Here is a 12507-nt window from a genome sequence, read left to right as displayed (position 1 = left end):
GCTGCGTTGGCTGTGTTGGTTGCGTTGGCTGCGTTGACTGTCCTTCACTTACAATTTCAAATGTTATAGTACCTGCGTTTTGACTAATGGTATTACCAAATGCTGTTGAAATTCTAATGTTCAGCATCTTAATATTATTTAGAGTACCTATATCATTTAATAATAGTTCTTGGTTAATTGAAAAGATTATATCAAAAGTTAGAGATCTACCGTCTTCGCTATACTTTATATTTTCAATCCCCTCTATAATTATCCATGAAGGAATAGGATCTGAGGATCCCGCGGATGCTCCACTCCAGTTGGCTGAAAAGTGAAGATTCTCCAAATCAAAATCGTTAATTTCAGATTTTGAGGTAATCTTAATCCCCATTGTATGACTTGCATTTGTTGAGATGTTGTATTCATAAGCTGCATCAGAATTTTTAGGTTTGTCATCGAAATCTAGAATTATAACATTGTTAATTTCATCGACCCCATTATCTACAATTGATTGTGTATATTTAGAATGAGCGTGAGGGATCATATTTGAATTTTTTTCTGTGTTGGATGTATCTGTTAGATTTGAGCCAGTTGTGGTTGTATTTTTGAAGTCACTACTTCGTACGGTATCAATTTTTGAAATTGATAGGTATTTATTTGATTTTTCATCAGCTTTGGCTGGTTGTGCATTAGATAGTACTGTTAAAGAAACAAACATACTAGAGAATAATATTAGTTTATCTTTCATTGGGATGCCTTCTTTCATTGTGTTATAAATAACGAACCATAACGTTAAAATATAAATGTATAAAAACCCATTTTACATATTATATCCTAAAAAGTTAATATGTAAAAATGATTTGTAAATGTTCTAATATTTTATTCAAAAATCACCGCATTTTTTTGTAACAATAGGGTTGTCACATAAATGCTTCAAAAAAGGAGTCAAAAAATTGAAAATAGGATATGCACGAGTTTCTACTACTGATCAGAATTTAGACCGACAAATCTTTGCTTTAAAAAAAGCCGGAGTTCAAAAAATATTTGAAGAGAAAATTTCTGGTAGATTTTTTACAGAATAAACGGAGTGCAACTGCTGGAGTTGCTAGTGTGCAGCAGACATTGAGAGCAGATCAGGAAAAACTAGAAAAGGGAAAGAAAAAGTTCAGTAAAACGATTATTGCGTTTGCCATACTTGCAGTACTTACGTTGTTGTTTCAAAGTGGAGCTGCTGGAGTGTTCACCTTTGCTGCGATTGCGATTGGCCTTTACGCATTAAAATATTTTCGTTATATTTCACCAGCTAATGAAGCAATTCAAAAAGATCAAGCAACTTTACAGCAAGAGTTAAATGATCCGTTCTATCAACAAGAAGCTAAAGAATTTCCAGAAAAATTTTACAATTACTGGGATGCGTTGCGTCTTTGGAAATTAGTTAATGAAAATAGAGCCCGTGATTTACAAGAAGCTTTTAACATTTTAGAAACACAACATTTTCAAGAAGATCAACTTGCAGCTCAAGAAGAGATTCGCAGTTTGCAAGAAGATATTGCGGCAAGCACACATTCAGCAGCTGTTAATTCTGGTATTGCGGCCGTTTCGTCAACTATCTCTGCATTCAATTCGCGTAAGTAGAGGAATGTTGAAATGAAAAAAATTCTTTTTAGCGTTGTCAGTTTGATGATGCTAGTGACGCTTGCGGCATGTGGGGATAAGGTAAACGGTAATAAGGATAGTGTATCTAAAGCCGCTACCAAGTCTGCTAGCAGTGCCATCAACACGAGTTCCTCACGTAAGGACAATCAATCAAAAGGCTCTAGCTCAAAAAATATTAAAATGAACTTGTCTGCGATTCAGAGCGGAAATTTTAGCAGCTTGCTTAATGGCGATTGGAAAATGATTGGCGCTAAGGTTAACTACCACAAAGGAAATGGACTTGAGTTTGATACAAGCCAAGTTGATGGACAGTTGTCAATTTCAAAAGATAGAATTGTTGATGATCAATTAACTTTAGAACGACATAACTTGATGATTAATGGAGAAGATGGAGTAACCAAGGTTCAAAATAATGGGGAAATTTTGACCATCTCAACTGAGAACGATGACGAGGCTAATTGGGCGATAACTTTCTATCCGATTGGTACAACTACAGAATACCAGGGTGATTCTAATGGCGGAGCGAATAAACAAAATTTGATTACCGTTTGGACAAGTAACAATAATTATACACAGGTCTTTGCACAGGATAATCCAGAAACAAGCAATGCTTCATCATTAACGCCTGATAAGAAGCAAAAACAAAGCGCACTGTGGAACACTGAAAAAGATCAAAAATTGCAGTCTTTTATTAGTGAGTGGTCAAAAACCATGAATCAAGATTATCAAAAATATGATGGTACTAATGAGTTGGAAGTATCAACAGGCATGAGTTATCCAAGCGATTTGGCAAACGAGCCGGTTAAAGGGCAGCAGGCATCCATTGGTTGGAGTAAAGATGGTAAGGGAAACTATGAGTATAACGTCGTCGCAATTTATAATCATAATGGAACTGTACCACCATTACCTAGCCGAATTACTTACTGTTTTGCTTTTCATAATGGGAAGCCCGTAGTTTTGGTTGATCAAAGTCGCGATGGTGGCGGTGATTTTGAAGAGACACAAAATGCTAAGCTTAATGCCGGATTTAACGAGATCGCCCAAAATTAATTTTTAGAGGAGTAGTTTATGAACGCAAACACAAAAAAATGGGGAATTATTGGAATCATTGCCGCAGTGGCACTAGTTGCAATTTTTCTGATGACTAGACCTAGTCATTTAAGTGGTAGGTATGTAGCTAATACAGGATCAGCGTTGGTTTTTAAGGGTAACAAGTTTGAAGATTTTGAAAATGGCGAAATTGCTCATAAAGGAACTTACGAGATTAAAGATGATGAACTTAAATTAAGCTTTAGTGATGGAAATGGTACCATAACGGCTAAATTAGCGAAGGATAATCAAACATTTGATTTAGAATCAACGGGCAATGCGATTGCTGATTTGTTTGCAAGCAATATCAAATATACAAAAAAATAAAATTGTATGTTAAAAAGTCTGAAATTGAACTTGATTTCAGACTTTTTATTATGCGGTTAAATCAAGAAAATCTATAAGACATAACAATATGGAAAGTCAGTTTATTTGTAAAAGTTTTAAAAACTTAGTTACTTAATCGACACCCAATGATCTCCAGTATTAGCCGATTAAAAATGAAATTTATCTATTACATAATTATGTTTTCGAAGAATATTAATCCACCGCCAGTGAGGAAATCATAATGTAGAAACAATTTATTTTAGTAAATACATTTCAAATATCCTAGGATAACCGCATATACAAAAGGGGATACGGATTTCCTTGCTCATCAAGTTCGGTTCTTTTATATGTTTTGAAACCCATGTGCTCATAAAAGCCTTTGGCCTGTGGATTTTGTTCGTTAACTGCTAATTTATTGACTGAATAAGTGTTGATTCCGTACTGAAGTAAGGATTTTCCAACGCCTTTTCCTCTTGCTTCTGGAGAGACGAATAGCATTTCAAGATACTGATCGGCAATTCCCATGAAACCGATTGGTAATTGATTTTCGTCTTCCATAATAATTAAATGCGGTATTTGATTTAATACTTGGGGGACGTACTTTTTAATGTCTTCGATTTCGCTATCTGACAAGAAAAGATGCGTGGCTCTGACTGAGTTTTCCCAAACTATTAGTAACTGTTCAAGGAGTGCTCGATTTCTATTTTTTACTTCGACGATTTTCATGTTTTGACCTCCACAAATTTGAAATGATTGTTTGTTGGAATTACTGTACTTAGTTTACCAGACCGAAAACAAAAGAAGATTACGGTGTTAGTCTGAATCTTCGCCGTTTTTAAATATTTATTAAAAATATGTGAAGGCCGTCATGTTTTTACTTATGTAACGGGGGATTAAAAAGGCCTTTTAAAGAATCAGTTTGGACTTATGGAGATTTACGATAACCCTTTTGAACGTATGTTAAAATATGATTGATTCGACAAATGAGGCATATAATATTAATTATTAATGGTGAATGAAAAAATTATTGAACCGGTGATGTCCTACGAGTTTAGTAGCAACGGTACTTTTTATATAAAATAATGACATTAAAAACATGCATATAGAGCACTTGTGGCTCCGCCCAATTCAAACAATTGTGTCTACATGTGGTGATGATAAAATGGAAACAAAGGTGATAAGTTAATATCTATCCGGAGGTGCTCACCATGTTTGGAATCCATCAAAATACAATCTATACAAAATTATTTATCTTGGTTAGCCAGGTTATTGAAATGAATATCGCAGGAATTATCACGCATTCTGCGGGTTGGTCTAATATTAGTATTGTTGTAATTTGGACGATGATTGGTATTACGTTTTTAAGGCTTAACGCGATGATGTTTATTTGGTTACCGCGTGGAATCAGTTGGCGTGAAGCGATTGGAAACAGTCTTGCATTTGCACTATACTATATCGGTTTTCCGATGCTTGTCCGATCGGAAATTTATATGCCAATTCTCATTTTAGGCATACTTTTATTTGTGATTGGCGGTGTAATTAATACTACCGCGGAATTGTTGCGACGGCCATTTAAGGCAAACCCTAAAAATAAAGGCCGTTTATATACTGGAGGTTTATTCCACTACGCAGTGCATATCAATTATTTTGGAGATGTACTGTGGGTTTTAGGATTTGCGCTTTGTACCATGAATCCATGGGCACTGGTGATTCCTGCGTTATTGTTACTGTTTTTTGTAACGAATTATATTCCGACCGCCAATCGATACCTGCGAAAAAAATATGGAAAAGAATTTGTAACATATGAAGCCAACACAAAACAACTTATTCCTTGGGTTTGGTAAAGGTGATAGGAAATTTAAATTAATCATTGCATTTATTAAAATTAAATGATAATATTTAAGACATTATAAGAAAGGGAGGTTGTAGCGATGAATTATGAAGATAAGCAGTTAAACATTGTTAGTTCTACAACCTCCACCTCAACCACCATTTAGCTGGTTGAGGGTTTTGAAGTACTGTTAAATAATAACAATTAACAAACCACTCAATCAGGAAAAGGAACACGTTAATCGTGTCCTTACGCTGAATTGGGTGGTTTTTTTGTACTTAAAGGAGAGGTCGAATATGGAAATGGAATCAAGTGATAAGAAGAGTGCACCGCAGTTAAAACGATCGTTAACATCAAACCAGATGCAAATGATTGCCTTGGGTGGAACAATTGGGGTTGGTTTGTTTATGGGTTCCACTGCAACAATCAAGTGGACGGGTCCATCAGTATTGTTGGCATACGGATTTGCGGGCTTAATTTTATACTTAGTAATGCGTGCGCTTGGGGAAATGCTGTATATTAATCCAACAACGGGATCTTTTGCGGACTATGCTACCAATTATATTCATCCAGTTGCGGGATATTTAACAATGTGGAGTAATATTTTTCAATTTATTGTTGTTGGAATTAGCGAAGTGATTGCGGTTAGTCAATACCTTAATTATTGGTGGCCGGGGTTACCAGGATGGGTATCGAGTTTGGTCGTAATTATCACGTTAACGCTTGCTAATTTGGTGTCGACTAAGGCGTACGGGACAATCGAATTCTATTTTGCTTTAATCAAAGTATTGACCATCATCTTAATGATCATCGTTGGTGCGCTAGTGATTTTTCTAGGCTTCGGAAACAACTGGCATCCGGTCGGACTTTCCAATTTATGGGCTCATGGTGGATTCTTTACAGGCGGGGTGAAGGGCTTCTTGTTTGCTCTTTCAATCGTTGTTGGTTCTTATCAAGGAATCGAGCTACTTGGAATTACAGCTGGTGAAGCCGCCAACCCTAAAACGGCAATTGTTGCCTCAGTAAAATCAATTGTTTGGCGAATTCTAATTTTCTATTTAGGTGCGATTTTTGTTATTGTTACAATTTTTCCTTGGAATCAACTTGCAGCAGTAGGCTCGCCCTTTGTTGAGACATTTTCAAAAGTGGGAATCACGGGAGCGGCAAGTATCATTAATTTTGTTGTATTAACGGCTGCAATGTCGGGGACTAACTCTGGAATTTACAGTGCTAGTCGAATGTTGTACAAGCTTTCAAAGGAAGGAAAAGTTTCTAAAATCTTTGGAAGACTGTCAAAACATCAAGTTCCTTCAGTTTCGATTTTAGCAATTTCAGCTGGAATTCTACTCGGAATCATTTTGAATGTTTTTCTATCATCATTTAAGGGAGGAGCGGCAAATCTGTTTGTCTTAGTGTACAGTTCCAGCGTTTTACCCGGAATGGTTCCGTGGTTTGTCATTCTAATTTCCGAGCTGAGATTCCGCCGTTCCAATCCGGAGCTGATCCAGCAACATCCCTTTACAATGCCTTTTTATCCAATGAGTAATTACTTAGCAATTTTTTCACTGCTTGCAATTGTAGTTTTCATGTTCATCAATCCAGATACAAGGGCTTCTGTTTCAGTAGGAGCGGCCTTCTTAATCCTACTTTCAATTAACTTTGCAATTAAGCATCGTCGGTCAAAAGAAGTCTGATAAGGCTGCTTACATCAATTAATAAAATTCAACTAAAAAAGTTGTGACGAAGAATGGTTTGTCACAACTTTTTTAATTTATAACACGCCCAAAACGTGATTATTGGTATTGGTTAATAATTTTTTGAAGTTCAACAAGATAAGACCGCTTTAACTGTTTAGGAAATTCAATTTGGAGATCAGTTCCAAAAGTAATTAGGTAATGGACCATATAATCAATTTCGCTTTCATTATAACCACCAACAATATACGAAATCCCATTTTGTTCTTCCAAATGCATATTTGGATAGTGATTTTTTTGAAAAAGTTCTTTGCCAAATTTAGTTAGTTTACATTTGAAAGGGATATTGTGGAAATTCTCTTCGTAAGTGATCTGCATTTGTTTCAGGTCTTCAAGTGAAAAGGTGGTTGGGGAATCGACATCAATTTTTAGATCAGACATATAGTCGCAACGATATGTCCCCCAAAGATGGCTATCAAAATCGTAAGCGCTAGTAAACCAAATTCCGTTTCGGTAAAAAAGCTCGTAAATTTGAATTTTAATTTTGGTCGCTTTAAATTGGGTGTACGTTAGAACGGCTGGTCGTTCTGCTAAAATTGATTTTAAAATTTGCTCTAAATTATCTATTTTTTTAACAGGTGCAATATTGTAGTAATGAACAACTTTTAGTATGGCAGAGATATTTTTTTGTTTATCCTCACTTAGTGTTTGAAAAAGTTTCTTTTGAATTTTAGGATAAGATTTTTCAAATGGGGTACTAGAGAGCAAATTTAACGCGTTTAAAGCGAAAAAAATGGATTGGATTTCTTCATCGCTGAAGTAAATCGGAATTAGTGCGTCTTGATTAATAATTCGGTATCCACCGGCGCGCCCAGATTCTGAATATAAAGCGAGTCCAATTGATTCTAAGGCCTCAATATCTCTCAGTGCGGTTCGTTTTGAAATGCTGAATTCATGCATTAAATCTTTTAATTGAAACGAATATTTGTTGTTCAAAAAGATTAGTTCTTGATTTAAGCGTTCGGATTTTTTCATATATTTTCCTTTAAAGGTGACATATTTTGACACCATTATACCTTATTCTATTTGTATAAAGTAGAAAGGGGGACCACAACATGAAGACACTAATCATTAATGCACATCCAGATTATAAAAATAAAGAGCATTTTTCTTATAAATTACAGGATTTATTTTTAAAAATGTATCAGGAACGTTTTCCTAATGAAAAACCAACGATTTTAAACTTATACGAAGCGAAGATTCCTCGCATTGAAAAACATCAGCTATTAACAGTGTGGGATAAACAACTGAACAACGAAAGCTTAACTGCCGATGAGAAAGAAGTTGCGGAAACATCCCAAAAACTTTTGGATCAATTTAAAGCGCACCACCGAATTGTGGTTGTTTCACCTCTCCATAACTTTAACGTCACGTCTAGAATGAAAGACTATATTGACAATATTTTAATTGCACGCGAAACGTTTAGATATACTGATGATGGGTCAGTTGGGTTGATGACGGATAATTTTAGGGCACTCTTACTACAAGCAAGTGGCTCAATTTATACTAACAACGATCGGTACACGCCCCTAGAATTTTCAAGATTATTTTTGCAAAAAATGTTTGAAGAAATAATGGGCTTTGAAGACTTTAACATTGTTAGGGCGCAGGGAACGGCATTATTGGACGAAAAAGACGTTTGGAAAAATGTTCCTGAAGCAATGCAGAAAGCTTTTGTTCGTTTTTATAAGTAAAAAATTGACCTTAATTGGTATAAATAAAGCTTGATTTGATGATTCTTTCTATCATAATAATTATATGGTTTAAAAATGAGAGGAAGAATTTAAATGAATCAGTCGATTAAAAACGAACGGCAGTCCAAACCGATGGTAGTGGTGGCGATTGTCGCTTTGATGTCCTTCATGGGAGTATTAACCGAGACATCGATGAATGTAACTTTTCCGGCTTTGATGCGCGAGTTTCACGTTTCGTTGAGCACGGTGCAATGGGTAACAGCTGGTTACCTACTAATGGCAGCTTTAGTGATGCTGACCTCAGCTTATATGAAGCGGCGGTTCACTAATCGGCAATTATTTACTGCCGCTGCCATTCTTTTTAGTGTCGGCGATATTATTTGTGGCGCCGCGTTTAATTTTCCGATTTTATTGATTGGACGCTTGATCCAATCCGGGTGCGTTGGGTTATGTACGCCTTTAATGGTCAATATAATTTTGGATGTCGTTCCGCCACAAAAATTGGGAACGTACATTGGACTAGCCAATTTAATTATTCTGGTTGCTCCAGCAATGGGACCGACCTTTGGTGGAGCAGTTGTCGCATTTGCTAGTTGGCGAATGATTTTCTGGCTGACTTTACCATTAGCGATTATATTGCTGGTTATGGGCGCAAAACAGATTAAGCAATATTCTCCGGTCGAAAATCAATATGCATTTGATTGGGCGAGGTTTATTATCTTGGGACTATCATTGGTCAGTTTGATTGTCGGATTAAACAATTTGGGATCCGGTAATTATATCGTCTTTGGTGGACTAATCCTACTGAGTATTGTACTTACAAGTATGTTTGTACGCCTTTCAAAGAATGCCACTAAAGCACTCTTCTCACTGGCAGTTTTTAAAGAAAAATCTTTTTTATACAGTTTTTTGCCGTATATCATGCTGCAATTTGCTAATGTGGGGATTAATTTCTTACTACCCAATTATGTCCAAGGAGTATTCCAAGCGAGTTCTTTGGTCGGAGGATTAATTTTATTACCGGGAAGTTTATTAAACGGTTTTGGTCAACCAATTTACGGTTGGATGCTGGATAATTTTGGTGGGAAACTACCACTTTATTTGGGAGACATATTATTTACCGGATCGCTTTTAGGACTAGCACTTTTTGGTCCGCAACTAGGCGTGTGGGGTGTGACAATCGCTTATTTGATTTTTGCGGTTGGACGTTCGATGGCATTTGGTAATTCAGTGGCGTTTGGATTAAAGCATATCAATAAGGATTTTCAAAATGATGCTAATGCTTTATATAACACGGGGCAACAGGTTACGGGGGCGATTGGAACGACGGTTTTAGCTTTGTTGATGGGATCGGTCAATCGAGGCGACTACACTAAAGCACAAAATATCAGTGCCGGAAGCCAGCTAGCTTTTATATTACTTGTATTTTTTGGACTAATTATTTTTATGCTTTTCTACCGTTTATTAAATATAAAATCAAATCAAAAAATGAGTTAAAACAGTTTTTCATATGTAAAAGACGTATAATTAAATTATTCTTATAAATCAAGGAGGATATGATGGCTGAATTAACACGCTTTTATAATATGTTCCAACCGACACACTACAATATTTTCTTGGATATAAATCGAGAGTCGAAACAAATTACGGGTCAAACTGAAATTACCGGTGATGCTCAGACGCAAGAAATTGCCCTTCATCAAAAAGGACTAAAAGTATCAAAGGTTCAAGCGGATGGTTCGGATGTATCATTTATAACTGATAACGAAAATGAAGCAATTCGAATTAAGTTGGCCGACACAGGAATGGTCACGTTGAAGGTCGACTATACGGCTCAATTAACGGATTCGATGATGGGAATTTATCCGTCATATTACGAAATTGATGGTGAAAAGAAGCAAATTATTGGGACCCAATTTGAAACCACCTTTGCTAGACAGGCCTTTCCTGGAATTGATGAACCAGAAGCCAAAGCAACTTTTGACTTGGCCATTAAATTTGATGAACATGCTGGCGAAACAATTCTAAGCAATATGCCAGAAATCAAAACTGAAAATGGTGTTCACTACTTTGATACGACGGTGAAAATGTCAACCTATCTAATTGCGTTTGCGTTTGGCGAGCTTCAAAGCAAACTGACGGAAACAAAAAGTGGGGTTCAAGTCGGTGTTTTTGCAACGAAGGCCCATAAAGCAAATGAATTAGACTTTGCATTAGATATTGCAAAACGGGCAATTGAATTCTACGAAGACTTTTATCAAACGCCGTATCCATTACCACATTCTTGGCAATTAGCTTTACCTGATTTTTCTGCTGGCGCAATGGAAAATTGGGGATTAGTAACGTATCGTGAAGCATATCTACTACTAGATCCCGATAACACAGCATTGGACATGAAACAGGTGGTGGCAACGGTTATTACCCACGAATTGGCTCATCAGTGGTTTGGTGATCTGGTCACAATGCAATGGTGGGATGATCTTTGGTTAAATGAAAGTTTTGCCAATATGATGGAATACGTCTCGGTGGATGCGTTAGAGCCCGACTGGCATATTTGGGAGCTTTTCCAGACTTCAGAGGCTCCTGCTGCACTGCAACGAGATGCAACCGATGGAGTACAATCGGTTCACGTTCAAGTAAATAATCCTGCTGAAATTGACGCATTGTTTGATGGGGCGATTGTCTATGCCAAAGGTGCTCGAATGCTAGTTATGGTTCGTGCGTTGATTGGAGATGACGCTTTACGTCTTGGATTGAAAAACTATTTTGCTGCTCATCAATATGGTAATGCAACGGGTGCTAATTTGTGGCAAGCGCTTGGAGATGCGGCAGGGATTAACGTTGGCACAATTATGGAGTCGTGGTTAGAACAACCTGGATATCCCGTTGTGTCGGCTAAAATAGTTAACGGGCGCTTGGTTTTATCACAAAAACAATTCTTCATCGGAGAAGGCAAGCAGAGCGGCCGGATTTGGCAGATTCCGTTGAATGCCAACTATGAAAACGCACCTCGGATAATGGACCAAGCTGAAGTTGACTTGGGAGATTACGCAGCTCTACGCGAGCAAAATGGAAAGCCATTCCGAGTAAACGTGGGCAACGATTCCCACTTTATTGTGAGCTATGACAAGGTTCTACTTGATGATATCTTGGAGAACGTAAATCAATTAGATGCGATTGACCAGTTACAACTATTGCAAGATCTACGTTTATTAGCGGAAGGAAACCAGATTTCGTACGCAACAATTGTGCCGCTCCTAAACAAATTTTCAGAAAGTCAGTTTTCAATTGTTAACGACGCTCTTTACCGTTTGGCAGGTGATTTGAAAAAATTTGTCCAGGTCGCAAGCAGTGAAGAAAAAAACTTACAAAAACTATTTGATCAGTTAAGTGCCAACCAGGTGCAACGTTTGGGATGGTTACCAAAGACCGGAGAGACAAATGATGACCAATTGACTCGCCCATACGTTTTAAACGCGGCTTTGTATGCTAAAAATGCTGATTCAATTGCCAAAGCACACGAAATTTTCATCGAAAATAAAGATCAGTTAGAGGCACTATCAGCTGATATACGGGCATTTATTTTAAGTAATGAAGTAAAAAACTTTGGTGATGAGCAACTATTTGACCGACTGTTAAGGGAATATCAGAAGACATCCAACCCAAGTTACAAGGTTGATATTACAAGGGCTTTGACTGCGACAACCGATTCAGCTCTAATTGACAAATTGGTCACAAAGTTTGAAGATGCGAATACAATCAAGCCACAAGATTTAAGAGCATGGTTCCGTGGTGTACTTGCTAATCCAGTTGGAGAGCAGGCAGCATGGGATTGGATTCGAAATGATTGGCAATGGTTGGAAGACACCGTGGGTGGAGATATGGAATTCACGACTTACATCACAGTAATCTCTGGAATTTTTCACACTGCGGCACGTCTACAAGAATTTAAGCAGTTCTTTGAGCCAAAACTAAACACGCCAGGACTAACGCGTGAGATTCAAATGGATATTAAGGTAATTGAGGGACGCGTCCAACTTGTGGAAGATGAAGGGATTGCAGTAAACAAAGCCATCGAGAGTTTGGTTTAAATTAAGTAATTAACTTTCTAAAATGGGGATTGTAATAAATCTTCTGGAACGTAAAGGGACCATGACAAAAATAATTTTTGTCATGG

11 protein-coding genes and 1 pseudogene are annotated in these 12507 nt (G+C 37.1%); 9 read left to right on the top strand and 3 right to left on the bottom strand.

The annotated features are described in order from the left end of the window. The coding region (locus IV81_RS08065) for a hypothetical protein (RefSeq protein WP_057804062.1) at window positions 1-727 on the bottom strand (727 nt) is incomplete at its 3' end. A gap of 205 nt (window positions 728-932) precedes the next feature. Here IV81_RS08065 and IV81_RS09225 point away from each other — a divergent pair. The 4 genes and pseudogenes from IV81_RS09225 to IV81_RS08050 form a co-directional block, all read left to right on the top strand. Next, window positions 933-1046: pseudogene (locus IV81_RS09225) on the top strand (recombinase family protein); the annotation flags it as partial. Then, a complete protein-coding gene (locus IV81_RS08060; RefSeq protein WP_057804060.1) occupies window positions 1024-1614 on the top strand; it encodes a hypothetical protein in 591 nt (196 codons plus the stop codon). The pseudogene IV81_RS09225 and the gene IV81_RS08060, both read left to right, overlap by 23 nt. Before the next feature lie 12 nt (window positions 1615-1626). After that, window positions 1627-2685 carry a DUF4767 domain-containing protein gene (locus IV81_RS08055; protein WP_236696855.1) on the top strand — a complete coding sequence of 353 codons (1059 nt, stop codon included), beginning with the start codon at window positions 1627-1629 and terminating at the stop codon, window positions 2683-2685. 18 nt (window positions 2686-2703) lie between these two features. Beyond that, window positions 2704-3051: a hypothetical protein gene (locus IV81_RS08050; protein ID WP_057804059.1), complete on the top strand. Its 348-nt coding sequence runs from the start codon at window positions 2704-2706 to the stop codon at window positions 3049-3051. A gap of 282 nt (window positions 3052-3333) precedes the next feature. Here IV81_RS08050 and IV81_RS08045 read toward each other — a convergent pair whose 3' ends face one another. Further along, window positions 3334-3777 carry a GNAT family N-acetyltransferase gene (locus tag IV81_RS08045; protein ID WP_057804057.1) on the bottom strand — a complete coding sequence of 148 codons (444 nt, stop codon included), beginning with the start codon at window positions 3775-3777 and terminating at the stop codon, window positions 3334-3336. 482 nt (window positions 3778-4259) lie between these two features. On the opposite strand from IV81_RS08045, the gene IV81_RS08040 reads away from it, so the two are divergent. Beyond that, entirely contained in the window at window positions 4260-4895 is a 636-nt protein-coding gene (locus IV81_RS08040) for a methyltransferase family protein (RefSeq protein ID WP_057804055.1), read from the top strand. A gap of 289 nt (window positions 4896-5184) precedes the next feature. After that, window positions 5185-6576: an amino acid permease gene (locus IV81_RS08035; RefSeq protein WP_057804064.1), complete on the top strand. Its 1392-nt coding sequence runs from the start codon at window positions 5185-5187 to the stop codon at window positions 6574-6576. Window positions 6577-6675: 99 nt separating this feature from the next. Here the strand turns inward: IV81_RS08035 and IV81_RS08030 are convergent, their stop codons facing one another. Further along, the gene (locus tag IV81_RS08030) at window positions 6676-7611 is read right to left on the bottom strand and encodes a helix-turn-helix transcriptional regulator (RefSeq protein ID WP_057804053.1); all 936 of its coding nucleotides are present in this window, start codon (window positions 7609-7611) and stop codon (window positions 6676-6678) included. Window positions 7612-7691: 80 nt separating this feature from the next. Between IV81_RS08030 and IV81_RS08025 the strand changes: the two genes are divergently transcribed. From IV81_RS08025 to IV81_RS08015, 3 genes are all read left to right on the top strand, one after another. After that, complete coding sequence (locus IV81_RS08025) at window positions 7692-8330, top strand: FMN-dependent NADH-azoreductase (RefSeq protein ID WP_057804050.1); 639 nt, start codon at window positions 7692-7694, stop codon at window positions 8328-8330. Window positions 8331-8423: 93 nt separating this feature from the next. Further along, entirely contained in the window at window positions 8424-9827 is a 1404-nt protein-coding gene (locus IV81_RS08020) for an MFS transporter (RefSeq protein WP_057804048.1), read from the top strand. 62 nt (window positions 9828-9889) lie between these two features. After that, the gene (locus tag IV81_RS08015) at window positions 9890-12421 is read left to right on the top strand and encodes a M1 family metallopeptidase (RefSeq protein ID WP_057804046.1); all 2532 of its coding nucleotides are present in this window, start codon (window positions 9890-9892) and stop codon (window positions 12419-12421) included. Window positions 12422-12507: the final 86 nt, after the last annotated feature.

It is taken from the genome of Pediococcus stilesii (assembly GCF_001437075.1).
GTDB lineage: Bacteria > Bacillota > Bacilli > Lactobacillales > Lactobacillaceae > Pediococcus > Pediococcus stilesii.
Note: the sequence above shows the minus strand (reverse complement) of the source record. Positions and strands in the feature narration are given on the sequence as shown.

Coding starts and splice junctions, on each gene's coding strand:
- IV81_RS08030 (WP_057804053.1), bottom strand. CDS start 7,611: ATGAAAAAATCCGAACGCTTAAATCAAGAACTAATCTTTTTGAACAAC.
- IV81_RS08045 (WP_057804057.1), bottom strand. CDS start 3,777: ATGAAAATCGTCGAAGTAAAAAATAGAAATCGAGCACTCCTTGAACAG.
- IV81_RS08020 (WP_057804048.1), top strand. CDS start 8,424: ATGAATCAGTCGATTAAAAACGAACGGCAGTCCAAACCGATGGTAGTG.
- IV81_RS08055 (WP_236696855.1), top strand. CDS start 1,627: ATGAAAAAAATTCTTTTTAGCGTTGTCAGTTTGATGATGCTAGTGACG.
- IV81_RS08050 (WP_057804059.1), top strand. CDS start 2,704: ATGAACGCAAACACAAAAAAATGGGGAATTATTGGAATCATTGCCGCA.
- IV81_RS08015 (WP_057804046.1), top strand. CDS start 9,890: ATGGCTGAATTAACACGCTTTTATAATATGTTCCAACCGACACACTAC.
- IV81_RS08025 (WP_057804050.1), top strand. CDS start 7,692: ATGAAGACACTAATCATTAATGCACATCCAGATTATAAAAATAAAGAG.
- IV81_RS08040 (WP_057804055.1), top strand. CDS start 4,260: ATGTTTGGAATCCATCAAAATACAATCTATACAAAATTATTTATCTTG.
- IV81_RS08035 (WP_057804064.1), top strand. CDS start 5,185: ATGGAATCAAGTGATAAGAAGAGTGCACCGCAGTTAAAACGATCGTTA.